The organism is Sulfurospirillum sp. E15m (assembly GCF_059415145.1).
Genome location: NZ_JCAHZS010000004.1, coordinates 183,243 through 207,254, shown reverse-complemented (window position 1 = coordinate 207,254; position 24,012 = coordinate 183,243). Strand labels below are relative to the sequence as shown.

Below are 24,012 nucleotides of genomic sequence, written 5' to 3'. Positions count from 1 at the left end.
ACCTCTCACCAATAGCAACCTCTTTTGGATTAAACCAAATAGATTTGCTTCGTATCAGTGCGATGATTCATAATATCTTAGGTATGGTTGTAGCCACCTTCTTTATGGTACACGTTTATATGGCAGCTATTGCTATTAAAGGAGCAATTTACTCCATGATTAACGGATACAAAGAAGAAGAGGAAGTTGCAATACTTCACAGCTCTTGGTATAAACAACTCAAGGACCAAGGTAAGATATAAAGGTTTACATGTAAAAACGAAGAAGCCTTTAAAAAAGGCTTCTTTATGACATATCAGCCAAAAGTTTCGCAAAATAACGTGATTTAATCTGCTCGCTTGCCATTGCTTGTTTTAAGGGTGGGAGTTTCAATAATACACCTAAGATAGCAGCCATGGCACGGTGGCTCCAAAGGGCTTGGTTATCAAAAATTAAATTTTGAAGCTTTCCTCGTTCAATTGCCATCATGACCGTTTTATGGGCAGAATTAATGGGTGTAAGAATGCGCTGTGCACGCTGTTTAAGGCTAATGACTTTATCTTTACACACACTCGCACATACACCACATCCCAAACAACGCTCCTCATCAACAATAGCTTTGAGTCTTTTAGGCTTATGGGCATCATTGGCTGAGACAATAGCAATTGCTTCGACAGGACACGCTTGTGCGCATTTGGTACATCCACTGCACGCACTTTCATCAATGTTCGGTAAAAAGGAGGTCGTAGCAACAGGTGTTAAGAAGGCAAAACGTCTGGCGGCTGTTAGTGCTTCACAGCAACATCCACAGCAATTGCAAATAAATGTGACTCCTTCTTGGGCATTTTCACCCAGTTGAACCAAACGGTGTTCTCTTGCTTGTTCAAGAAGTTCCAAGCCTTCCGTTTTTTCTACGAGTCTTGTGTAGCCGTGTTTGGAGAGTGAATGAGCCGTGGAGCCAAAAGTCATACAAATATCCATTGGTGCATCACACGCTTCACCAAGATGCGCTTTCTTATGCCTGCAATAGCACATTCCAACACCCATATAGTGTGAAGTTTCAATCACATGAGAAGCGCGTTCATAATCAAGGACATGGATACTGTTTTCATGACTCAGCACAGATTCATTGACAAAGGTACGCCCCATTTTTGTCTCACCAGTAAAAAGGGATTTGATAAAATCTTCTTCAACGTTTAAGTATTGATTGAAAAGCTCAGAAAGAATCTTTTGATCAACGTGTCCGCCTGTGCGCATTAAACTAAATTCAAAGAAGCCTGCCATAGGTGGTGGCAAAACATACGTAGAAGTTCCATCATTGTCAATATCAATCAACAATGCTTTTGAGCAGAGCTCATCCAATCGTTTTTGTGCTTCTAGAAGCGATATTTTCCAATTGGATGCAGCCGTTTTAACATCAAAAGGTGTGATGGGCAGTAATGAAACCTGTTCAGCTTCTTGTGGTGTAAAAAGAAGGCTTAAAATTTTATAGAGCGTTTGTGAGGGTGGGGCACCTAAAGGAAAACGGTTGATGCGATCAATCAGATGCGTATACCCTTCGCGAGACGTTAAATGTGACATGAGACAGCTCCTTAACGTATCAGATAAAAATGAAAGATTACTGTTTAAATAAAATACTTCCTAATCGTATCATATTTGAGCCACAAGCAATAGCAAGTTCAAAATCGCCACTCATACCCATAGAACAATATTTTGCACCTTGATTGTGTAAAGATTCAAAGATTTTATGGGTTGTTTCAAAGCTTTTTTGAATGATATGTTGATCTTCACAATGCGCACCAATACTCATGACGCCTTTAAGGTGAAGGTTTTTACATGTAAAAGCAATTTGTTCGTATACTTCTTGTGCTATTTCTGGCAGAACACCTGCTTTTTGCTCTTCATAGGCGCTGTTAATTTGCAGTAAAACATTCATTGTTTTACCTTTAACCGAAAGTCGCTTATCCATCTCTTGTGCCAATTCCAAGGAGCTTAATGAGTGCATTAACGAAGGTTGAAGGTCAATGAGTTGATTGATTTTATTCGTTTGTAATCGTCCTATAAAATGCCATTCCAAAGGTAAATAAGCCAATGCATTGACTTTATCGCTCATATCTTGGATTTTATTTTCGCCAAAACAACGTTGTCCTATGTTATACATCTCTTCAATCATATGAGGTGTCGCGCTTTTGCTTGCCGCTACAATTTTGACGATGTGATGACCACTCACGTTTAAACGTGCTTTTTCAATACGTGTTAAGATTTCATCAAAGATGACTTCGTATGGTTTAGTTTCCATTGGTTAGCCTGTATATGTCATTAAAAAGAGAAAGGGCCATTAAGCTAAGAAGCAATGCCCATCCTGCCATTGTAAGTGCCGTAAGAACTTTTTCACTGGGTGCTTTTTTGGTAATCATTTCATAGAGATTAAACATAATGTGTCCACCATCAAGTGCGGGTATGGGCAGTAAATTTAAAACACCAAGATTGACTGAAATAAGTGCTGTTAAACCAAAAAGGGCAACAAGGCCAGCGGCACTTGCTTCTGAAGTTACTTGCACAATGGAAATAATACCACCCAACTCTTTGGGCGAAACGACACCTTCAATCAGTTTTTGAAGGCTTGTTACAATCATGGTTGTTGATTTATGTGTTTGATCCCACGCAAAGTTTAAAAGTTCATCGGCACCGTAAACAACATTGATGGTTTTACCACTAGGAGCTATGCCGATCATCTTTTTATGTTTCGTTTCACCAAACATGTTTTTGTATTCACTAATCTTGGGCGTCAGGGTCAGTGTTGTAACCAATCCACTGCGTTCAACTTTGACATAAAGCGTACCTTCGCTTTTTTGGATGAGCGTACTAATGTCTTCCCACGCATTAATCAGTGTATCATTAATCATAACAATATGGTCGTTGGGTTGAATGCCTGCTTGAAAGGCTGGTGAATTTTCACTAATTTTCCCGACGATAGGCGCAAATTTGGTAACACCCATCATCCCTATGGCAATAAACAATAAAAAAGCAAGTAAAAAATTGGCAAAGGGACCAGCAAAAAGAATGATAATACGTTGCCAAGGCTTTTTAACGGTATAACTGTCGCTATCATAACTGATTTTTGTTGGGTCGCGGTCATCTTGACCTTTCATTTGCACGTATCCACCCAGTGGAATAAGGCTTAAACAATACTCCGTATTTCCAACAACTTTAGAGAGAACTTTTTTCCCAAAACCAATGCTAAATACTTCAACCCTGACACCAAAAAAACGTGCAGCGAGGAAATGCCCTAGTTCATGAAAAAAAATAAGAAAAGAGAGAACGAGAATGGAAGTAAGTGTACCCATTTATTTCGTCTCTTTTTGTGTATATCCGATGATATATTCATACCCAGAATACATGGTCAAAGCAACAGCTGCCCATAAAAGAAGGTCTGCAAATGGCCAATTCATCATTAAAAAACCGATAGCAATCATCTGAAGCACCGTTTTGACTTTGCCAGCCATGGAAGCGGCAATATTTTTTCCTTCACCTATAGCAGCTACGCGAAGACCCGTGATGAAAAACTCACGTGTTAAAATCAAATAAATTGCCCATGGATTTGCTCTATCTAAAATCATAAGACCAAGAAAAGCAGCTAATGTGAGCATCTTATCGGCAAGTGGGTCTAGAATTGCTCCTAATTGGGTTTTTTGATTCCAATTACGAGCAATATAACCATCAAAAAAATCTGTTGCACTGGCTATGACAAAAATAAGTGCCGCAAAATAATCCAGCCATGAGGTATGTATACCTTCAAAAAAAGGCAAATTGCGATTGACCAATAGGACAAACATCAAAGGAGCCAGTCCTATGCGCATACTCGCAAGCAAATTCGGTAAATTCATCATTTAAACGTAGTACCGCCATCAATAATAAGGGTATGTCCTGTAATCCATGATGCTTTCTCCGAGCAAAGGAAAAGACAAGCCCCCGCTAAATCTTGTGGTTGTCCCATACGATTTAATGGAGAAAGATGCGCCGTTTTATCGCGAACTTCTTCATAATTTGTAAAGGCACGCAATGCATCGGTTTCAATCGGTCCACCACTAACAACATTAACACGAATTCCCATCGCACCAAGCTCAGCCGCGGCATAGCGTACCATAGCTTCTACTGCCGCTTTTGCTGTGCCATGACCTGCATAGTTTTCAATATAGACTAAATTGCCAGTCGAAGAGAGTGAGATGATGCTTCCACCACCCACTTTTTCCATTCGCTTGGCTGCTTCTTGCGCACCTACGACAAAAGCATTAACGGTTGCAGTAAAGATATTGTTAATACCTTTTGGTTTCAGTTTCATAAACTTTGTGTAGCCACCCACAACAGGGCGACCAGAAATAATTGCATTCGAAATGAAAAAATCAACTCGATCAAAGTCTTTATCAATTTCTAAAAAAAGATCTTTATAGGTTTCTGGCTCTAAAATGTTTAAAGGATATGCTTTCGCTTTAATCCCATAAGTTTTTTCTAAATCTTTGACTTGTTCTATGGCTAATTCTTCATTAGAGTTGTAAGTAAATGCAACATTTACTCCCTCTTTTGCAAATTCATACACGATAGCTTTACCGATACCTCTAGTACCTCCGCTAATGACGAGTGTCTTTCCTTTCATTAAAATCCTTTAATCGTATATTTTTTAAGCGTATTTTCGATGCGTTTCATATTTTCATTACTTGGGGCACACAGTGGTAAACGATATTCTAATGTTTCAAGGAGACCTGCAATATACATAGCCGCTTTAATTGGAATAGGATTACTTTCACAAAAGAGCGTTTTATTGATTTCATACAAGGAATCATTAATTGCTTTTGCACCATGAAAATCACCTTCAAGTGCCAAATGCGTTAATTCTGAAATTTGATCCGGTAAAATATTGGATGTAACAGATATAACACCTGATCCTCCGTTGGAGAGAATAGGGTAGTTAATCGCATCTTCACCACTAAATACAGCCAATTTTGGTTGATGTGCCAGTAAATCAACACAGCGATCAATAGAACCGGTTGCCTCTTTAACACCAAAAATATTAGGGCACGCATCAAAAAGTCTAAAAATAGTATCCGGAAGTAAATCACACCCTGTACGACCAGGTACATTGTATAAAAGTACAGGAATATCAACAGAATTTGCGATGGCTTTATAATGTTGAAAGAGTCCCTCTTGTGTTGGTTTATTATAATATGGCGTAACAGAAAGGATACCGTGTGCACCGTGTGCTTGGGCAAATTTTGCAAGTCCTATGGCTTCATGCGTAGCATTACTTCCTGCGCCCGCGAGTACTTTAACGTTACTGTGCGAACAGACATCGACAGCTATTTCAATACATCGTCGGTGTTCTTCATGGTCTAACGTAGCACTTTCTCCCGTTGTACCGACAGGTACAACGACATCAATGCCATTTTTTATTTGTCTCTCTATCAATTTTGCATAATGAACTTCATCTAATTTACCATTTTTAAATGGTGTAATAAGTGCTGTCATAGCACCTTGTAAAACATGTTGCATCTTAGTTATCCTTTCGTAAAATTACGGTGGTTGATGTGTGTGAAATCAAATATTTATTGACAACGTTGATTATATCCTCTTTTTTTAATGCATTAATGGCATCTTCATAGGTGAGTAAAGGGGAGATGTCCCCCTTGGCATAATAGGAGCCAAATAATGTCGCTAATTCACTTGAGCTCTCTAAATTATGGATAAAATCAGCTTTCGTATTAATCTTAATTTTTTCAATATCTTTATCGCTAATATCGCCTTTTTTGAGACTATCAATGATTTTAAGAATTTCAGCTTCTACGCTTTCGGCTTTGACACCAGGATTACAAACAGCTAAAAATAAGAAAATAGATGGGTCTTTGTTTTCCATCGCGTAGCCATAGATTTGATTGACCATTTTTTTCTCATCCACTAATATGCGTTGCAATTTACTGCTTTTACCACTGCTTAATAGTTCACTTAACGCAGAAAGCGCTACTTGGTCTTTGTTAAGAAAGTTGGGTATTTTATAGGCAATAGCAACCATCTCTACTTCACTCTCTTTTTTAATCATAATGCGCTTTGCACCATCTTGCTGTGGTTCTACTTGATGATGTTGGGCTGGAATGTCGGTTGTATTTTTAATGCTACCAAAGTTTTTTTCAACTTCAGCAAAAACATCTTCTGCTTGAATATCGCCAGCAACAACTACAATAGCATTGGCAGGCTGATAATACTTTGCATGAAAACTACGAATGTCTTCAATAGTCCAATTTTTGATATCGTCTTTAAAACCAATGGGTGTCCAATGGTATGGATGATACGTAAAGGCATTATTGAACAGTCTAAAATAAAGATACCCAATCGGCGAATTATCCGTTCTCCAGAGTCTTTCTTCTAAAACGACATTACGCTCAGGTTGAAATTCTTCGTCACTTAAACGAAGATTTTGCATCAATTCCGCAAAAAGTTCTAATGATTTAGAAAGATTTTTAGAAGAGCTTTTGATATAGTAATGTGTATAATCAAATCCTGTGGAAGCATTATTAACGCCACCAAACCCTTTGACTATTTCATCAAATTCGCCTGATTTTAAGTTTTTAGTGGATTTAAAATTAAGATGTTCTAGCATATGAGCAATACCACTTTTGCCCATAATTTCATTGCCACTACCCACTTTATAAAAAATATCCGTTGTGATAACATCACTTTTATTGTTCATAGGAATCACAACAATTTGGAGTCCATTTGACAATGTCTTGGTGTAGTGTTGTGGAAGTGAATTAGCCATTAATGCTCCTAAACATACTAAAAGTAGTCCTAATAATTTCATTGTATATCATCTCCTGTCGCTTCCAATGAGCTCACTAATATGGCTGAAGCCATCTTTTTCCATACGCTCAATAATTCCTTGGTTAATAGCACGATTCAGTGGCGGTCCTCCAAAAATAAATGAAGTGTATGTTTGTATTAAACTCGCCCCAGCTTTCAATCTTTTGTAGGCTTCATCGGCTGAGTCAATTCCCCCCACTGAGATAAGTGTTGTTTTACCAAAGAATTCTTTAGCAATCTCTTCAAAAAGAGCAGCACTTTTTTCTTTAAGCACTTTGCCGCTGATGCCACCAAAATCTTTTGCATTCGGCAATAAACTGTAATCAATCGTCGTATTGGTTGCAACGATGCCGGCAGCTCCATATTCAAGAGCACATGCACATAAATCTATAGCATCTTTTGTTTGCAAATCGGGTGCAATTTTCAGTAAAACAGGTTTACATGTAATCTCTTTTGCCATAATAAAAAGCTCTTTAATAAACTGCTCATTTTGCAAATCTCTTAGACCGGGTGTATTGGGTGAAGAGATATTAATCACCAAATAATCACTTAAATCTTTAAACCGTTTTATCAGTTTTTCATAATCTTTCAATGCTTCATCGCTGGGCGTAACTTTGTTCTTACCAATATTAGCACCAAGAGGTGTTGCGAAAGGGTAAAGTGCTTCTATTCTTTTAGCAATAACATTCATGCCATCGTTATTAAAACCCATGGCATTTTGAATCGATTCTTCTTTAGGAAAACGAAAGCATCTTGGTTTTGGATTGCCACTTTGGGGAAGCGGAGTCATCGTGCCATATTCAATATAACCATATCCAAGAGCCGTGAGCATTTTAATCATAGTACCATTTTTATCAAAACCTGCGCCAAGACCCAAAGGATTTAAAAATGTACGACCAAAGAGCTGTTGTTCAAGACGTTTATCATGAACAAAAAAACGTTTCGCAAGAATAGACAGAATAAAAGGAGCGTATTGTGCACCATTTTTGAAAAAAAACTCAGCCATATGGTGAGCCGTTTCCGGAGAAAAGTTAAACATCAATTTTTTCATCGTGCTATAATCAAACATCTTCTATTCCCTTTAAAATATAAAGTACGCGATTATACCCCATGTAAGATAAAAGATGGTTGATTGTAGGCACTTTTAATGTTGTAAGCCTTTAAGATGTCTATATTCTTCTGAGTGAGCAAGTAACTCTTCATCACTTCCAATTGCAGAAATTTTACCATGCTTTAACAGTGCAATTTTATCGGCTTTTTTGATAGTAGAGAGTCTGTGTGCAATCACAAACGTGATTTTATCTTGGATAAGATGTTCGATGGCTTCAGTGATTTTTTGCTCGCTGTGTGAGTCCAGTGCTGATGTGGCTTCATCTAAAATGAGAACTTTTGGATTTGTATAAATCGCTCTAGCAATAGCAATACGTTGGCGTTGCCCGCCTGATAGATTCGTACCAAATTCATCCAAGTGGGTATGAATTCCATGTTCAAGGTTTGCAACAAATTCATAGGCATTTGATTTACGAAGCGCGTCAATGACCCTTTCTTCATCGACCTCTTTACCATAAGCAACGTTAGCAGCAATGGTGTCATGTAAGATATAAACGCGTTGTGTGACCATCGCAATGTTGTTGCGTAAATCATGGATGTCAAATTCACTAATAGAGGTGCCATTGATCAATATATCTCCTGAAGTAGGTGCGTAAAAGCGCATTAAAAGATTCATTAAAGAGCTTTTCCCTCCACCGCTATTTCCTATAAGCGCAATCATTTCACCTGATTTCGCTTCAAAATCAACAGCGTGTAACGCTTGTTTATCACCATAAGATAACGAGACCTCTTTAAACGTAATGCTATCAATAGTGTCAGGTAAAGCACGCGAACCATATTTGATGGTTGGATTTTGGTCTATTAAAAAGAAGATTCGTTCACTTGCAACCAATGCATCTTGCATTTTATTATAAAGGCTAGAAATTCTTTTAATAGGGGTATAGAGCATAAAAAGAGCTGTTAAAAATGAGAAAAAAGCACCAACACTCATGGAACCTTCAATGACTTCTTTACCACCAACTAAGATAACGACGGCAACACCAATGGAGCCTAAGGTTTCCATGACAGGGCTAACAAGTTCATTCACTTTTGTTGATTTCATAGTCAGTCTAAAATAACGTTCATTGTTTTCATGAAAAAGCTTGTGCTCATATTGCTGTGCGTTATTGGCTTGAATAATCTCAATATTGTTAAATATTTCACTCAGTTTTGCTGTAATATCGGAAACTTTTTCTTGAGATTGGCGTGATATTTTTTTCATTTTTCGAGAGAGAATACTCAGTGGATAAATCGCTAAAGGCATAATAATAAGCGCATAAAAAGCCAGTTCGGAACTTTGATAGATAACAACCCCAACCAGCCCAACAATCGTAAAAATTTGACTAAAAAATTCTGGTATCAGATTAGATACGACGGTTCGCACACGCTCAACATCGTTCGTATTACGACTAATAAGTTCACCCGTGCGGTATTCATGAAAAAAGGCGAGATCAAGTTTTAGGAGGTTTTCTAAAATTTTATCTCGAAATCGTTTGATAATATCTTGTCCAATATAAGCCGTAAAATAGGCTTGCGTATACCTTCCACCTTCTTTAAGAGCATAAACGGCAATTATCGCAAAAGGCAACAACTCTAACATATGCTGATCTTTTGCTATAAAGATTTTATCTAAAAGGGGTTTGACAAGATATGCCGAATAAGCGGTTCCTCCACTAGAAAGAGCCATACCAACTACGGCTAAAAGAAAATAGGGAATATAGTCTTTAAAAAAGGGAGCGAAGCGGGACAATACTTCTTTTAATCCATATATTTTCAAAGTAGTTTCTCCCATTGTGTTCCATTTGCCGTATCCATCAGCTGTATCTGTTTACTCTCAAGTATGGAGCGAATTTCATCAGCTTTTGCAAAATCTTTTGCTTTTTTAGCGGTTGTTCGTTCTTCAATCAGACTTTCAATCTCTTGTTTTTCTTGCTCATCAATTCCTAATTGAAAATAAGCATAAGGGTTATACAAACCAATACCTAAAAGAGTTTCTATCCAAATCAGATTGGCATGTACCGTTGCTTTAAGTGCTTTGTCTTTTGGATTGGTATCTAATGTTTCATTGGCAGTGGATATCATCTCATCTAATACAGCCAGTGCTTTGGATATATTAAGATCATCACTCAGCGCCTCAAGCATCACTGTTTTAAAGCTTTCCAAAACCGTACTTGGTGTGCTTTCAAAAACTCTCTTTTTCAGTCGGTACAGTTTATCCAGTCTCTTTTTTGTATTAAGAAGGTCTTCTTCCGCAAAATTGAAATTGGCGCGATAATGTGTGGCTAAAAGATAAAATCTCAGTACTTCACCACTGTAAATAGCCAGTGCATCTTTAAGAAAAAAGCTATTTCCTAAAGACTTACTCATTTTTTCGCCGCTAATGGTGACAAAGCCATTGTGCATCCAGTATTTGGCCAGTTCTTGATTGCTTTTGCATCGGGTTTGAGCTGCTTCGTTTTCATGGTGAGGAAAGAGTAGGTCAGCTCCACCGGCATGGATGTCAATCTGAAAATCACCACTGGATGCAAGATGTTTTTCAATCATAGCAGAACACTCAATATGCCAACCAGGACGCCCGACACCAAAGGGAGCAGGGTAACTGGGTTCATTTGCTTTAGAAAACTTCCACAATGCAAAATCTTTTTGATCTTTTTTTTCTTCTTTTTGCTCCACTCTTGCTTGTGTCGCATCTTCTTCAATAAGACGATGACTTAATGAAAGATATTTTTTATCTTTAGATGTATCAAAATAGATACCATCACTTGTTGCGTATGCAACGTGTTTGTCAAGCATTTTTGAGACAAAATCAATAATTTCATTCACCGTTTCAGTTGCTTTAGGTTCAATATCAGCATCGTTTACATGTAAAGCATGCATTTCGTTTTTATAACGACCAATATAAAATGCTGTAATCTCTTCTAAAGATTTTCCGCTCTCTTTCATTTTATTGATAATTTTGTCATCAATATCCGTGAAATTTTTTACAAAAGTTACCTTATATCCAAGCGCTATTAAGACACGACGCAAAAGGTCAAAAGCAATAGCACTTCTAGCATGTCCCAAATGTGCATCATCATAAACAGTAGGACCACAAACATAGATTTTAACCTCATGAGGCTTAATGGGTATGAATGGAACTTTTTTTCTCTCTACTGAATCAAAAATAAACATGTATAAAATCCTTTAAAAGACTAAGCAAAAGCGCTTCGCACGCCAAAACTATGAATAAAATAAGTAACTTTTTATCGCGAAGTATAGCAAAAAACGTTTTGACACCAAAGGAGCGAATCGTAAAAATAAGCAAGACATACCCTGCTAAAGAGCCAGCAAGGGCTAGCCCCGCAACCCCCATAGGCTTAATCAATGCAAAAGAAAAAAATAAATTTGAAGCCAGCGAATACATCGCAATCATGGCTGCTTCTTTCTGGCGCATCCCTGCATATAGCCACAACGAAAAAAGTTTAGATAGCCCAAAAGGAATGAGGCCTAGCATATACATCGAAAGGACAAAAGCTGTTGTTTGCGTATCTTCTGTTGAAAAAGAGCCACGCTCAAATAAAAGTTTGACAATCTCGTGACTGAGCATATACCCGCCAAGTGTTGATGTTGTCAGTAAAAATGCCAGAATCCAAAACCCTTGCGAGAGCATTTTTGTTGCCGCTGTCTCATCATTTGCTTTTAATAAGCGTGTAATTTTTGGGAAAATACCTGTGGTAAGAGCAATCGCAAAAAGGGCTAATGGCAGTTGAAAAATACGATTGCCATAATAGAGGTAGCTAATACTACCCGTGACTAAAAAACTAGCCAAGGTTGTATCAACGAAAGAGACAATTTGAGGTGTCGAATTTCCGATGATGGAGTGCCAAAATGAACGATCAAAGTTTTTTTGTGTTTTTTTCAATTCGTCGTCATTGCGTTTTCTATATGCAAATCCTAGTACAAATAATTTACATAAACGTTCTTTTTTTAAGGCAATAAGATGCGCAATAACCTGAAGAAGTCCACCAACTAAAACACCATAACTGAGGGCATATACAATGGTTTTTCTATCCCAATGTTGAAATAAAAGCAAGGCAGTAATCATCCCAATGTTTAAAAGAGCGGTTGAAAATGCTGTTACCGCAAAACGATGCTTGTATTGGAGCAAAGAGCCAAAGAGTGTTACACAAAAAATCAATGGTAAGTAATAAAAATTAATGGCGACAAAAGGTGCGCATAAAGCAACCGTCTCATCATCAAAACCAAAGGCTATAATCTTAGAAAAAAATTCACTAAAAAGGGTAACCAGTAGCGAAAATATAAGAAGGAAAACAAAAAAACGTATGAAAATTTTATAGGTAAAAAGTGATTTGTGTGAAGTCTTGATAAAACTAGGAATGAAACTTTGTGTAAAAGCACCTTCCGCAAAAATACGTCTAAAAAGATTAGGAAATTTAAAGGCAACAAAAAAAATATCACTATAAATATTGGCACCTAAAATGGATGCACTTAACATATCTCGGATGAAACCAAAAATTCTTGAAACCAATGTTCCAATACTGTTTGTGAAAAAGGATTTAATAAGCATTTGGTATATTATCAAAAAATCGTTTAAACAATATTTTTATCTTTATTTGGGTAAGATTATGACAACACTTATCCTAAATTTAGCCGATATAGATTTACTAAAGACAGCAATTAAATTATTAACATTATGAGGATGAACATTGGGACTATTTGATAAAATCAAAGGATCAAGCACAGAAGATAAATTGCTTCACGAGAGCGAAACATCTGAGTTCAAACCCATCATCATCGATACCATTAACGTTATTAAAGAACTCAAAAACGTAGCGATAGCAAATCATATTAAGCCTACAGAGCTCTCTTTTAAATTGTTGAAAACAACAACATTTTACAGTGACGAGAAAAGTGAAAATAATGAGATGAGCGATGAAGAGATGAAACTCTTTGTTGATGATAATTATCTTTTAAATCCAAATCTCAAATTTTCTCAACATTACCGTGTTGAAATTTATAAAACAACGGATGAAGTTGAAGAAGTCATTCTACCCGATATCTCATTAAGTGGCAACAAAAATCTCACAAAAATCATCGCGACAATTTCCAAAAGCCATGACGTCAAATATTCATCAAAACTCGAAGAAAAGATTATTGAAGATATTCAAATTAAAAAAATAAAAGCGGGTATTCTCGTTGGTATTCGTGATCAAAATATGCATAAAGAAGTCAAACGCATTGTTGCGAATATTCGAGTTAATGGCTTCTTAGATCAAAATGTCTCTTTTGTGGTATGCCAGGGTGTAGATGAACAACCTTCAATCAATGATGACCTTATCTTTCATTATAAGAAAAAAGTAGAAACAAAAAGTACCGACGGGAAAGTTGATTATGCCAAAAGGGGCTTTGTTTTAGCGGTTGAAAAAGATGAATGTATCATTGAATATATCAAACCGCAGATGGGTACACCTGGTCGTAACTGTAGAGGTGCTTTTATGCCGGTAAAAGACCCTCGAAAGAGTAATGAAACCAATATTGTTATTTCTCCAAATATTACACGAAAAGAGAGTGAAACCAGTATCAAATACATTGCGAATCGTGGTGGTTATGTCAATTTTGAAAAAGGCAGTTATGACATACAAGAGCAGATGGAAATTAACGAGATTAGTTTTCGCTCCACAGGCTCAATCGATACCAATCTTGATTCAAACATCAAAATCAATATTAAAGAAAAAGATATTTTAAAAGATGCCATTGGTGCAGGAATGAGCGTTGAAACATCGGAAGTTCATGTGCAAGGTAACATCGGTAGTGGTGCTAAAATCAAAGCCAAAGTTGCTGAAATTGGTGGGCAAACGCATCAAAGCGCTTATATCGAAGCCGATAAAATCTTTATAGCCGTGCATCGTGGTGAGGCCAATGGTCAAGATGTCACTATTGATCGCCTCGAGGGTGGCAAGGTTATTGGCGATACCGTACATGTAAAGCAAATGATTGGTGGTGAAATTATCGCTAAAACTGTCAAAATTGATGAATTGATGTCTAACGCTAAAATTACAGCCTCTGAAATTTTGGAAGTGCAAGAGTTAAAGGGTAATAATAACAAGTTTATTATTGATCCAAGCGTTACCAAAGAGTTTAACGAGATGATTGCTTCAATTAATCTCAAAATTGAAAAATTAGAAGAAGAGCTCAAAGCCTATCCAAGACAACTCAGCAGTAAAAAAGAGTTTATTGATAAAAATAAACCTATGGCAGAAATGGTCAAAGAGAAGATTATGGAGTTAAAGCGTAATGGCGTTGAACCACCTGTTACACTTTTTGCAAAAATCAAAGATTTTCAAGAAAAAGTGTTAGATTATAATAATTTTCTACAAACGTTCAAAGATAAGAAAGAAGAACTACAAGAGTATCGCGTTGAATTAAATAAAGTCCAAAATAAAGTCTTTACGGCAAAGATTATCAATCATTCAGCATGGAAAGAATTTAATGAAATACGCTTTAAATTGATTTCGCCTCCAAAAGATATAACGTATAATCCAAAAGAGCGTGAAATTGCACGTGAAATAACGCTAAAAGATATGGGAAATGGAGAGCACAGAGTGATACGTTCTGGCGAGTATAGCAGTAAATGATAGTAGGTATTGAAGGGAAAGTTGTTAAGAAAGAGATTACCTCTGTTTATCTTAAAACAACATCAGGATTAACGTATAAGATTCATGTCTCATTGTTCAGTATTAGCAAAATAATGAGTGACTTTGTAGAATTACATGTAACGCAAATTATTCGTGAAGATCAACATAGCTTATATGGATTTGTTGATGAAAATGAGAAAAAAGTCTTTGATACACTTATTAAACTGAATGGAATCGGACCTTCAACTGCACTAGCCGTTTGCTCAACATTGAGTCCTGATGATTTTTCACAAGCGTTACTGCAACAAAATGTACATGCTTTTCAAAAAGTTCCTGGCATTGGACCTAAAAGTGCAAAACGTATTTTAGTGGAACTTAGCGATTTCTCATTGCAATTAAACAGTGATGAAAACAGTAACGCAAGTATTCTTGAAGCGACTATGGCGTTAGAGAGTTTAGGCTTTAAAAAAGAGATGATTAAAAAAGTGCTAAGTACGGTACAAGGTACTGATACGCAAACGCTTATCAAAGAAGCTTTACGCAAACTTAGTTAATATAAAAGGAAAAAAATGACCATTGCCGTTTTATTTGGCGCACATAGTTTTGAACATGAAATCAGCATCGTAAGTGCTATTGCTTTAAAAAAAGTTCTTCCACAGAGCACATTAGTTTATATTTTTTGTGACTATTATCGTAATTTCTATCTGATTCCGACCAACGACATTACCTCCAAACGTTTTAGCAGTGGTGCTTATAAAAAAGATAAAGCACTTTTTCTTAAACAAGGAGGCTTTTTTGCTAAAAAAATGCTTGGTGAAGAGAAAATTGAATTTGATGTGATGATTAATTTGGTTCATGGTATGGATGGAGAAGATGGTAAATTAAGCTCAATGCTTGATTTCTTTGGAGTTCCTTATATTGGCCCTCGCACAGAAGGGTGTTGTATGAGTTACAATAAACTTTTTACAAAATTCTTAGCGCAAGAAGTAGGGGTGAATGTACTTGATTATCAAGTATTTTCAAAAAATGACGCTTTATCGTCTATTCGTATTCCTTATCCTTTTATCATAAAACCATTACGATTAGGAAGTTCTATTGGTATAGGTATTGTCAAAGAGGCAAAAGAGTTGGCATATGCACTTGATGTCGCTTTTGAATTTGATGATGCTGTTTTGATTGAACCGTTTATCTGTGGTGTGAAAGAGTATAACCTTGCAGGATGCAAAACAGACCATTTTATATTTTCAATTATTGAAGAGCCTCAAAAAGAAGAATTTTTAGATTTTGATAAAAAATATCTTGATTTTTCACGCACTAAGCGTGTCAATGAAGCGAGTATCAGTAATGAATTAGAAGATAGCATTCGAGACTCTTTTCGAAAACTGTATGATCCACTGTTTTGCGGAGCTTTAATTCGTTGTGATTTTTTTGTCATTGATTATAAAGTGTATCTTAATGAAATAAACCCTATTCCTGGCAGTATGGCAAATTATCTTTTTGATGATTTTGAAACCATTATTCACTCTTTAAGCCAATGGTTACCAAATGACATACAAATGCCAAAAGAGTACCGCTATATCAATTCAATCCAAGCTGCTAAAGGTAAGTAAAAGTCTCTTTTATGTAGTATCTTACATAAAATAATGCACAAAGGTTCCCTTATGACCTATGCTAAAGATGAGATTATGACAGCTACCGATATGGTGAGAAATTTTAGCTCTGTACTTGGTAGTCTCACCAAAGGCAAAAGCAAGCGTGTCGTCGTCGTGAAAAATAATCGCTTTGAAGCGGTTATGATTCCGATAGACGAATATGAAAAAATGAGCGAAGCGGTTATTATTTTAGAAAAAATATACGCTAGCACAAAAAAGAAAAGCGATGGCTAAGAAAGAGGTCGTTTTTCACTCAAATGTTTATCATTTAAGTTATGAACTTATCAATCCACACCAGTCTCAAACACTACTCATTCTGCATGGATGGGGAAGTAATAAAGAGATTATGAAGCAAGCTTTTGCAAAAACCTTTCCTCAGTATACGCATTTATATCTTGACTTGCCTGGTTTTGGGCATTCGAGTGTAAATGATGTTATCAATACGGCTATGTATGCCAATATTGTTGAATGTTTTTTAAAAGCATTACATGTAAAACCTTCCATCATCATTGGACATTCGTTTGGAGGCAAGGTAGCGACATTATTGCATCCACCGATGCTTGTTTTACTATCTAGCGCGGGAATTGTGATACCAAAACCCTTAAAAGTACGCGCAAAAATTGCGTTGTTTAAACTCTTTAAACCTTTTTCCCCAAAAAAGTTTTATCGCTTATTTGCCACAAAAGATGTGGAAGGTATGAGTGAAACAATGTATGGCATTTTAAAGTGTGTTGTCGATGAAGACTTTAGTCAATTTTTTGCAAATACAACGGCTAAAACAGTCATTTTTTGGGGGAAAGAGGATAGGGCAACACCTCAAAGTAGCGGTGAAAAAATTCATTCGCTTATCCCTAATAGTCTTTTTTACCCATTAGAAGGTGATCATTTCTTTTTCCTAAAAAATGCACAAAAAATTGAAAAATTGATTTTGGAGTCTATGGATTGAGTACGTATAGGTTGATCGTTACAGGTCGAGTTCAAGGTGTTAATTACCGCAGGTTTGTTGTCGAAGTAGCACAAACATTAGATTACGTTGGCTATGTGTGTAACCTTGAAGATGGAAAGGTTGAAGTGGTTGTGAATGCTCAGTATGAAGAGGATTTCGAGTTTTTTATTAGTAAATTATATGAAGGTTCACTCTTTTCTGATGTACAAGATATTACATATGAGAAAATAGAAACACTGCATTTTGATCGTTTTGAAAAGAGATAGACATGGATAAAATAATATTAGCCATCATCCATTTTGCATTTATTTTAAGCATTGGGTACTACTTTATTACAGCAATGCAGTGGTATAGCTACCGTTTGGAACGCGTTATTTTTCATTTCAATCGCTACGATTGGCATGGTTACTTTTTTATCATACCCGTGGTTGGTTATTATGTATTAGACGGTGTTGTGCTGTATGGCTTTGTCGCTGTTTATATCGCTTCACTACTCTTTTGGACTCGTAAAATTGATAAAAAATTGGTTTTTACTGCTCGTGTAAAACGTTTTTTCCTCTTTCTTATTCTTGTGTCATTATTTACAGACCTCTTGTGTTTGAGCTGGATTCATTGTTTAAAATTTGGCGTTGTTATTCCTTTAATCATGGCGCATCTCATGAGTATTGCCTATGAAAAGATTCTATTTAATGGTTTCAAGAAAGAAGCTTCTGCTAAACTGATGCGACAACCATCCCTTAAAGTCGTGGCAATCACAGCAAGTTATGGGAAAACAAGTATTAAAAATTTTCTTGCACAAATCTTATCTTCTGAGCTTACTGTCTACAAAACGCCCCGTAGCGTAAATACGCTTGGGGGTATTATAAAAGACATTAATGAATCCCTACCTGAGCCTTGTGACGTTTATATCGTCGAAGCAGGTGCCCGTTTAAAAGGAGACATTGATGAAATCGCTCGCTTTGTCAATCCACATATTGCTGTTGTCGGCTCCATTGGTGAACAGCATATTGAATACTTTAAAACACTTGAAAATATTCGTAATACCAAAATGGAAATCATTCATTCATCACGTTTAACAAAAGCATTTATTCATGAAAGTGCTCGTATCCAACCAACCGATACCGTTGTTTCTTTTGGTTCTGAGATTACACATGTTGAAGCTACTTTGGATGGATTAGCGTTTGATATGCTCATTGATGGGAAGCAAGAGCATTTTACATGTAATCTTTTGGGCGCATTTAATACAATCAATATAGCAGCTGCCATTCATGTCGCCAAAGAGCTTGGCGTTTCGGTAGAAAGTATTAAACGAAATGTTTTGAACTTAAAAAGTGTCGAGCATCGCTTGCAAAAAATCGAAGCTGGCGGAAAGTTGATTATTGATGATAGTTTTAACGGTAATTTAGAAGGCATGATAAGCTCTTATGAATTGATAGACACCTATCAGGGACGTAAAGTTATTATAACACCGGGTATTGTTGAGAGCACAGAAGAGGCAAATACAGCACTTGCACAAAAAATTGATGCTATTTTTGATTTAGTCATCCTTACCAGTAAAGCCAATATAAAAGTCTTAGACGAACATATCCACCGTGCTGAGAAAATTATTTTATCCGATAAAACAAAACTCCAAGAAACATTGGCCTTACATACAAAAGCAGGGGATGTGATACTTTTTTCTAACGATGCACCTAGTTTTATTTAAAAGAAAATAAAAAAAATATTTTGTTATATGTTTATTAGATCGTTATTATATTATTTTGGAAAATGAGTTGAGAGACATACATAAAGGAGAGAGATGAAAACGAAAAGTTTATATATCTCATCGCTTGAACCAGCAGCGGGCAGTTTGATTGTAGCGATGGGAATTATGGAACTGTTAAAAGGACGTCTTGGGAAAGTTGCTTTTTTCAAACCAGTCATTTTAGATGGCAAACAAATTGATAAAGATATCGATTTCATGCTTGAACATTATGCATTGGGCATGGAAGCCAAAGATATGTACGGTTATACCGTGCACGAAGTTGAAAGCTTAATTGCTGAAAACAAATATAATGAAGTCCTTGAAAATCTCATTGATAAGATTAAAATCTTGGAAAGTCAGTATGACTTTGTACTGATTGAAGGATTGAGTCAATCAAATTTTTCTCAAACCCTTGATTTTGATATTAACCTATCCATTGCAAAGAACCTCAGTAGCCCTTTTATTAGTGTTCTAAAAGGTAAAAATAAAAGTGTTAAAGAAGTAGTGGATGAAATTCATATTGAAGCAGAAGCCATCAAAGTTGCTGGATGTAAGCATTTTGCAACCTTTGTCAATCGCCTTGGAGCTAGTGAAACTGAAACACTTAAATTGTTGATTCAAAATGAGACGTACCAACTAGCACCATTGTATTTTTTACCTGAAGTGCCAGAACTAGATACGCCAACGGTTGCTGAAATCAAGCAAAAGTTGGGCTGTATGCATATTTATGGCGAAGAAAAAGACTTAAGACGCGTTGTAAAGCAAAGTAAGATTGCGGCAATGAAACTTGACAACTTTTTAGAATATATCGAAGACGGTGATTTAATTATTACATCAGGCGATAGGTCGGATATCATTGTCGGTTGTTTAAGCACAGCTTTTTCAAACAATTATCCTAATATCTCCGGTATTTTATTAACGGCTGGAATGATGCCTCATAAATCGATTAATAAACTTGTTGCGGGATTTAAAGACCTTTCTATTCCTATTTTAAGCGTAGATGACGGCACATTTACCACTGCCGTTAATGTTGCAAACGTACCTGCTACGATTACACCGCAAAGTGTCAGAAAAATTGCACTCGCTATGGGACTTTTTACCTCGAATGTTGATATTGAAGAGATAGAAAAATGCATTGATACAGAATCTTCAGCGAGTTCAATTACACCTATTATGTTTGAATATGCTTTATTTGAACGTGCACGAAGAGATCGCAAAAAAATCGTCCTTCCAGAAAGCAATGATGAGCGCATTTTGCGTGCAACAGAGATTTTGTTGCGTCGCGATGTTGCTGATATTATTCTTTTGGGTGTCGAAGAAGATGTACGCCAAAAAAGCGCATCTTTGGGACTTGATATTAGCAAAGCAACGATTATTGACCCATTGACATCTCCTCTCATGGAAGAGTTTGTAACATCCTTCTATGAAATGCGTAAAGCAAAAGGTTTAGCCTTAGATGTGGCTCGCGATAGTATGATGATGAAAAACTATTTTGGTACGATGATGGTTTATCTAGGATACGCTGATGGTATGGTTTCTGGCGCAATTCACACAACGCAAGAGACAATTCGCCCAGCACTTCAAATTATTAAAACGAAACCGGGGATTTCTATCGTATCAAGCCTCTTTTTTATGTGCTTAGATACACGTGTATTGGTTTATGGAGATTGTGCCGTTAATCAAGACCCAAATGCGGAAGAATTAGCACAAATAGCGATTTCATCAGCCGATACAGCAAAAATGTTTGGTATTGAACCTCGCATTGCAATGTTATCATACTCAACAGGCGATTCAGGCAAAGGTGAAGAGGTAGAAAAAGTTCGACTCGCAACTAAAATTGTTAAAGAGAGTCGTCCTGATCTTTTGGTTGAAGGTCCTATTCAATACGATGCTGCCATTGACCCAATTGTTGCTAAGACGAAACTTCCAAACAGTCAAGTGGCAGGACAAGCGACTATTTTCATCTTCCCGGATTTAAATACGGGTAACAATACCTATAAAGCCGTCCAAAGAAGTTCGGGTGCCGTAGCAATAGGTCCTGTTTTGCAAGGACTTAGAAAACCTGTTAATGATTTAAGCCGTGGATGTTTGGTTCCTGATATCGTCAATACGGTTGCTATTACTGCTATTCAAGCACAAACCAATGATGGAGCAAATAAGTGAAAATCTTAGTTTTAAATGCAGGTAGTTCATCGGTAAAATACCAATTAATCAATATGGAAAGCTATTCGGTTATGGCAAGTGGTCTTATTGAGCAAATTGGAGAGAGTTCCTCAGCCGCTCGCATTAAGTACGTCGATAAAGAGGGTTCTGAGCAAAAAATTGAGCATCAGCTTCCCATCCCAAATCACGAAGTTGCTTTAAAACTTATGAGTGCACTTTTAATTGAATCCAATGTCATTCATGACCTCAATGAACTCGATGGAATAGGGCATCGTGTCGTGCAAGGCGGTTCATCGTTTTTTGAACCTGTGTTGGTGAATGAATGGGTAACATCTGAAATTGAACGATTAATTCCATTGGCACCTTTGCATAATCCAGGTCATTTAGCTGGAATCAAAGTCTCATTAGAACAAAGCCCGAGTGTACCTCAAGTGGTTGTCTTTGATACGGCTTTTCATTCTACTATGCCTCCACATGCCTACATGTACGCTATTCCTTATAAACACTATACGGAGCTTAAGATTAGGCGTTATGGGTTTCACGGTACGTCGCACAGCTTTGTATCGAAAGAGGCAGCAAAATATCTTGGTAAAAAACTTGACCAATTAAATGCCATTACACTCCACCTCGGGAATGGTGCTAGTGTTACCGCTATTCGTAATGGACAAAGTGTTGATACTTCCATGGGATTAACTCCGTTAGAAGGATTAATGATGGGTACCCGTAGTGGCGATATTGACCCTGCTGTCCTCTTTTACCTCTCTCGAAAAAAAGGTCTTGGTATCGAAGAGCTTGATACCATGCTCAATAAAGAGAGCGGATTAAAAGGTATTTGTGGTAGCAATGATATGCGTGCTGTTAAAAAAATGGCAGATGAAGGTAATGAACAAGCTCAATTGGCACTTGATATGTTCAGTTATCGCATTAAAAAGTATATCGGCGCATATAGTGCAGCTTTGGGCCGTGTGGATTGTATCGTTTTTACAGGAGGTATTGGTGAAAATGACAGTGATATGCGCTTAAAAAGTTGTAGTGATCTTTCTAATTTTGGTATTGAAATTGATCCAACACTCAATAATCGACGCTCAACACGTACGCTCCAAATTAGTACGCAAGAAAGCCCTGTTAAAGTTCTTGTCATTCCAACCAATGAAGAGTTAGAAATCGCGCTTCAAACACAAGAAATTATTCAATCACGTTAATTTATTATTTACATGTAGAGAAAATTCTCTACATGTAAATTAAACTAAAAGTTCTTTCGCAATCATATTAATGCGTTTTCCATCAGCAACACCGGCACACTCAGCAAGGACTAATGGCATAATTTTCCCAATTTCTTTAAGTGAAGTAGCACCTGTGGCACGAATATGTTTTTGAATAATTATTTTTAGTTCATCATCACTGAGTTGTTGTGGTAAATAAGTTTTGAGTAAAGTAGCTTCTGCCACCTCTTTTTTGTATAAATCATCTCGTTGTGCTTCTTTAAATGCTGAGGCAGCATCTTCGCGCTGTTTAAGGGATTTTTGAATAATTTTAATAATATCATCATCACTCAGTTCTTTACGTTCATCGACTTCGATTTGTTTAAGAGCACTCATTAAAAAGCGAATGGCATCGCGTTTAAATGTATCTTTGTTTTTCATGGCATCTTTGAGATCATCTTGAAGTTTTATTTTTAGTTGAGACATCTTTTTCCTTTAAAATTGGCGTTGCTTTACTTTAGAGGTTTGTATTTTATAGTATAATAGTGAAAAATAGAATAAAACGGAGCGATATGAAAATTCTTCTATACGGTCTTGCAACTACTCTTTTTTTGGCAGGTTGTTCTGTACACCCCGCTGATCCAAAGATTAGTATGAAAGCCCCGGTGTATGTAGATGAAACACCTTCACGCGTTAGCGAAAACATAACATCGAATCCTGGTAGTATTTTTGGGCAAGGTGATAATCCATTATTTGCCGACCTTAAAGCTATGCATATTAATGATGTTGTAACGGTTACAATAACTGAGAAAACAGCACAGACATCTTCAGGGAAAAAAGCATTATCGAAAGATAACTCAGATAATTTAGGAGCAGGCATTACAACAGCCGCTGGTGGAGGTGTTATGGGCAGTGTTTCAAATCAAATTAACAAACTTGGTAATATTGGTTTTACAACAACTTCTAATAATACATTTACAGGGACTGGTAGTAATACACGCAATGAAAGTTTTTCAACCACTATTTCTGCTCGCATTATTAAAATTTTAAATAATGGTAATTATTTTATTGAAGGAAGTAGAGAACTTCTTATTAACGGAGAAAAACAAATCATCCAAGTCAGTGGTGTCATAAGACCTTACGATATTGACCAATACAATAATATTGATTCAAAATACATTGCTGATGCTAAGATACTCTATAAAACTGAAGGTGATATTGATCAGACAACCACGAAGCCATGGGGTTCCAAATTTATGGAAACTATTTGGCCATTTTAATACTATAAGGAAATTTTTTGCAAACACTTAACCCTCCTAAATTTATAGAGAGAGATAAAATTTTTAAAGCGAAAGATATCATTGTTGCCCTCAAATACTTTGGTGCAAGTTTTGATAAGCTAAAAACAAATACGCCCAATCGTGCAAGAGCGATTGTCCTTGGCTATAAAGCATGGCGTTTAGGCCTTAATGAAACACAATTACATACTCTTTCCGAACGGAAGATAGACGATAAAGAGATTATTGATATTTTAGGATACAAAGAGAAAAAAAGTATTCGAAAGTGGAGTATTTTTACGAAAGTTAAAGAAGATGATTATCGTATCAAAGTTGAACGCTTATGGTGTAAAAAATTAGGTGCTTTATGTTTAATTATGAATCTTGACCAAAAAGCGTTGATTACATTAGCACAAGAGCGTTTTGCTGAGAACTTGGACTGTACTATCCCTGACGAATTTTAATATTCTCATGAT

Annotated in this window: 23 protein-coding genes and 1 pseudogene; 12 read left to right on the top strand and 12 right to left on the bottom strand. The window is 36.6% G+C overall.

The genetic code is table 11. The features are described from left to right. A pseudogene (locus AC5SLP_RS07850) lies at positions 1-242 on the top strand (formate dehydrogenase subunit gamma); the annotation flags it as partial. Positions 243-285: 43 nt separating this feature from the next. Here AC5SLP_RS07850 and AC5SLP_RS07845 read toward each other — a convergent pair. The 11 genes from AC5SLP_RS07845 to murJ all read right to left on the bottom strand — a co-directional run bounded on the left by AC5SLP_RS07845 (position 286) and on the right by murJ (position 12,484). After that, on the bottom strand, positions 286-1,560 hold the full coding sequence (locus AC5SLP_RS07845) for a 4Fe-4S dicluster domain-containing protein (RefSeq protein ID WP_495254602.1): 1,275 nt from the start codon (positions 1,558-1,560) through the stop codon (positions 286-288). A gap of 37 nt (positions 1,561-1,597) precedes the next feature. Further along, entirely contained in the window at positions 1,598-2,278 is a 681-nt protein-coding gene (locus AC5SLP_RS07840; RefSeq protein ID WP_495254601.1) for a YggS family pyridoxal phosphate-dependent enzyme, read from the bottom strand. Beyond that, positions 2,268-3,326 (bottom strand): RIP metalloprotease RseP, encoded by a 1,059-nt coding sequence (rseP, locus tag AC5SLP_RS07835; protein WP_495254600.1) that lies wholly within the window; start codon positions 3,324-3,326, stop codon positions 2,268-2,270. The genes AC5SLP_RS07840 and rseP overlap by 11 nt, the downstream gene beginning before the upstream one ends. Continuing rightward, positions 3,327-3,869 carry a CDP-diacylglycerol--glycerol-3-phosphate 3-phosphatidyltransferase gene (gene pgsA, locus AC5SLP_RS07830; RefSeq protein ID WP_495254599.1) on the bottom strand — a complete coding sequence of 181 codons (543 nt, stop codon included), beginning with the start codon at positions 3,867-3,869 and terminating at the stop codon, positions 3,327-3,329. It lies immediately after the preceding gene. Further along, positions 3,866-4,633 (bottom strand): enoyl-ACP reductase, encoded by a 768-nt coding sequence (locus AC5SLP_RS07825; protein WP_495254598.1) that lies wholly within the window; start codon positions 4,631-4,633, stop codon positions 3,866-3,868. Before AC5SLP_RS07825 ends, pgsA begins: the two co-directional genes overlap by 4 nt. Continuing rightward, positions 4,633-5,526, bottom strand: a complete 894-nt coding sequence (dapA, locus tag AC5SLP_RS07820; RefSeq protein WP_495254597.1) for a 4-hydroxy-tetrahydrodipicolinate synthase — start codon at positions 5,524-5,526, stop codon at positions 4,633-4,635. The genes AC5SLP_RS07825 and dapA overlap by 1 nt, the downstream gene beginning before the upstream one ends. Position 5,527: 1 nt before the next feature. Beyond that, positions 5,528-6,787 (bottom strand): M16 family metallopeptidase, encoded by a 1,260-nt coding sequence (locus AC5SLP_RS07815; RefSeq protein WP_495254596.1) that lies wholly within the window; start codon positions 6,785-6,787, stop codon positions 5,528-5,530. A gap of 48 nt (positions 6,788-6,835) precedes the next feature. After that, entirely contained in the window at positions 6,836-7,897 is a 1,062-nt protein-coding gene (locus AC5SLP_RS07810) for a quinone-dependent dihydroorotate dehydrogenase (RefSeq protein ID WP_495254595.1), read from the bottom strand. A gap of 75 nt (positions 7,898-7,972) precedes the next feature. Beyond that, positions 7,973-9,709 carry an ABC transporter ATP-binding protein gene (locus AC5SLP_RS07805; RefSeq protein WP_495254594.1) on the bottom strand — a complete coding sequence of 579 codons (1,737 nt, stop codon included), beginning with the start codon at positions 9,707-9,709 and terminating at the stop codon, positions 7,973-7,975. Further along, positions 9,691-11,088 (bottom strand): cysteine--tRNA ligase, encoded by a 1,398-nt coding sequence (cysS, locus tag AC5SLP_RS07800; RefSeq protein WP_495254593.1) that lies wholly within the window; start codon positions 11,086-11,088, stop codon positions 9,691-9,693. The genes AC5SLP_RS07805 and cysS overlap by 19 nt, the downstream gene beginning before the upstream one ends. Continuing rightward, positions 11,075-12,484: a murein biosynthesis integral membrane protein MurJ gene (gene murJ, locus AC5SLP_RS07795; protein ID WP_495254592.1), complete on the bottom strand. Its 1,410-nt coding sequence runs from the start codon at positions 12,482-12,484 to the stop codon at positions 11,075-11,077. Before murJ ends, cysS begins: the two co-directional genes overlap by 14 nt. Before the next feature lie 139 nt (positions 12,485-12,623). On the opposite strand from murJ, the gene AC5SLP_RS07790 reads away from it, so the two are divergent. The 9 genes from AC5SLP_RS07790 to AC5SLP_RS07750 all read left to right on the top strand — a co-directional run bounded on the left by AC5SLP_RS07790 (position 12,624) and on the right by AC5SLP_RS07750 (position 22,259). Then, complete coding sequence (locus AC5SLP_RS07790) at positions 12,624-14,552, top strand: flagellar assembly protein A (protein ID WP_495254591.1); 1,929 nt, start codon at positions 12,624-12,626, stop codon at positions 14,550-14,552. Then, positions 14,549-15,106, top strand: a complete 558-nt coding sequence (ruvA, locus tag AC5SLP_RS07785; RefSeq protein ID WP_495254590.1) for a Holliday junction branch migration protein RuvA — start codon at positions 14,549-14,551, stop codon at positions 15,104-15,106. The genes AC5SLP_RS07790 and ruvA overlap by 4 nt, the downstream gene beginning before the upstream one ends. Positions 15,107-15,121: 15 nt before the next feature. After that, positions 15,122-16,162, top strand: coding sequence for a D-alanine--D-alanine ligase (locus AC5SLP_RS07780; protein ID WP_495254589.1), 1,041 nt, complete (start codon positions 15,122-15,124; stop codon positions 16,160-16,162). Between the two features lie 51 nt (positions 16,163-16,213). Then, positions 16,214-16,438, top strand: coding sequence for a prevent-host-death protein (locus AC5SLP_RS07775; protein ID WP_495254588.1), 225 nt, complete (start codon positions 16,214-16,216; stop codon positions 16,436-16,438). Continuing rightward, on the top strand, positions 16,431-17,150 hold the full coding sequence (estV, locus tag AC5SLP_RS07770) for an EstV family lipase (protein WP_495254587.1): 720 nt from the start codon (positions 16,431-16,433) through the stop codon (positions 17,148-17,150). The genes AC5SLP_RS07775 and estV overlap by 8 nt, the downstream gene beginning before the upstream one ends. Next, a complete protein-coding gene (locus AC5SLP_RS07765; RefSeq protein WP_495254586.1) occupies positions 17,147-17,416 on the top strand; it encodes an acylphosphatase in 270 nt (89 codons plus the stop codon). The genes estV and AC5SLP_RS07765 overlap by 4 nt, the downstream gene beginning before the upstream one ends. Positions 17,417-17,418: 2 nt before the next feature. Continuing rightward, positions 17,419-18,855, top strand: a complete 1,437-nt coding sequence (locus AC5SLP_RS07760) for a Mur ligase family protein (RefSeq protein WP_495254585.1) — start codon at positions 17,419-17,421, stop codon at positions 18,853-18,855. A gap of 93 nt (positions 18,856-18,948) precedes the next feature. Then, positions 18,949-21,057, top strand: coding sequence for a phosphate acetyltransferase (pta, locus tag AC5SLP_RS07755; protein WP_495254584.1), 2,109 nt, complete (start codon positions 18,949-18,951; stop codon positions 21,055-21,057). After that, positions 21,054-22,259, top strand: a complete 1,206-nt coding sequence (locus AC5SLP_RS07750) for an acetate/propionate family kinase (protein ID WP_495254583.1) — start codon at positions 21,054-21,056, stop codon at positions 22,257-22,259. Before pta ends, AC5SLP_RS07750 begins: the two co-directional genes overlap by 4 nt. A 39-nt stretch (positions 22,260-22,298) precedes the next feature. On the opposite strand, the gene AC5SLP_RS07745 is transcribed toward AC5SLP_RS07750, so the two are convergent. After that, a complete protein-coding gene (locus AC5SLP_RS07745; RefSeq protein WP_495254582.1) occupies positions 22,299-22,745 on the bottom strand; it encodes a GatB/YqeY domain-containing protein in 447 nt (148 codons plus the stop codon). Positions 22,746-22,831: 86 nt separating this feature from the next. Between AC5SLP_RS07745 and flgH the strand changes: the two genes are divergently transcribed. After that, on the top strand, positions 22,832-23,539 hold the full coding sequence (gene flgH / locus AC5SLP_RS07740) for a flagellar basal body L-ring protein FlgH (protein ID WP_495254581.1): 708 nt from the start codon (positions 22,832-22,834) through the stop codon (positions 23,537-23,539). A 17-nt stretch (positions 23,540-23,556) separates the two neighbouring features. Continuing rightward, positions 23,557-24,000: a hypothetical protein gene (locus tag AC5SLP_RS07735; RefSeq protein WP_495254580.1), complete on the top strand. Its 444-nt coding sequence runs from the start codon at positions 23,557-23,559 to the stop codon at positions 23,998-24,000. Positions 24,001-24,012: the final 12 nt, after the last annotated feature.

Bases quoted from the DNA above. Each gene is read 5' to 3' on its own strand.
- AC5SLP_RS07845 (WP_495254602.1), bottom strand. From the start codon at position 1,560: ATGTCACATTTAACGTCTCGCGAAGGGTATACGCATCTGATTGATCGC.
- AC5SLP_RS07840 (WP_495254601.1), bottom strand. From the start codon at position 2,278: ATGGAAACTAAACCATACGAAGTCATCTTTGATGAAATCTTAACACGT.
- rseP (WP_495254600.1), bottom strand. From the start codon at position 3,326: ATGGGTACACTTACTTCCATTCTCGTTCTCTCTTTTCTTATTTTTTTT.
- pgsA (WP_495254599.1), bottom strand. From the start codon at position 3,869: ATGATGAATTTACCGAATTTGCTTGCGAGTATGCGCATAGGACTGGCT.
- AC5SLP_RS07825 (WP_495254598.1), bottom strand. From the start codon at position 4,633: ATGAAAGGAAAGACACTCGTCATTAGCGGAGGTACTAGAGGTATCGGT.
- dapA (WP_495254597.1), bottom strand. From the start codon at position 5,526: ATGCAACATGTTTTACAAGGTGCTATGACAGCACTTATTACACCATTT.
- AC5SLP_RS07815 (WP_495254596.1), bottom strand. From the start codon at position 6,787: ATGGCTAATTCACTTCCACAACACTACACCAAGACATTGTCAAATGGA.
- AC5SLP_RS07810 (WP_495254595.1), bottom strand. From the start codon at position 7,897: ATGTTTGATTATAGCACGATGAAAAAATTGATGTTTAACTTTTCTCCG.
- AC5SLP_RS07805 (WP_495254594.1), bottom strand. From the start codon at position 9,709: ATGGGAGAAACTACTTTGAAAATATATGGATTAAAAGAAGTATTGTCC.
- cysS (WP_495254593.1), bottom strand. From the start codon at position 11,088: ATGTTTATTTTTGATTCAGTAGAGAGAAAAAAAGTTCCATTCATACCC.
- murJ (WP_495254592.1), bottom strand. From the start codon at position 12,484: ATGCTTATTAAATCCTTTTTCACAAACAGTATTGGAACATTGGTTTCA.
- ruvA (WP_495254590.1), top strand. From the start codon at position 14,549: ATGATAGTAGGTATTGAAGGGAAAGTTGTTAAGAAAGAGATTACCTCT.
- AC5SLP_RS07780 (WP_495254589.1), top strand. From the start codon at position 15,122: ATGACCATTGCCGTTTTATTTGGCGCACATAGTTTTGAACATGAAATC.
- AC5SLP_RS07775 (WP_495254588.1), top strand. From the start codon at position 16,214: ATGACCTATGCTAAAGATGAGATTATGACAGCTACCGATATGGTGAGA.
- estV (WP_495254587.1), top strand. From the start codon at position 16,431: ATGGCTAAGAAAGAGGTCGTTTTTCACTCAAATGTTTATCATTTAAGT.
- AC5SLP_RS07760 (WP_495254585.1), top strand. From the start codon at position 17,419: ATGGATAAAATAATATTAGCCATCATCCATTTTGCATTTATTTTAAGC.
- pta (WP_495254584.1), top strand. From the start codon at position 18,949: ATGAAAACGAAAAGTTTATATATCTCATCGCTTGAACCAGCAGCGGGC.
- AC5SLP_RS07745 (WP_495254582.1), bottom strand. From the start codon at position 22,745: ATGTCTCAACTAAAAATAAAACTTCAAGATGATCTCAAAGATGCCATG.
- flgH (WP_495254581.1), top strand. From the start codon at position 22,832: ATGAAAATTCTTCTATACGGTCTTGCAACTACTCTTTTTTTGGCAGGT.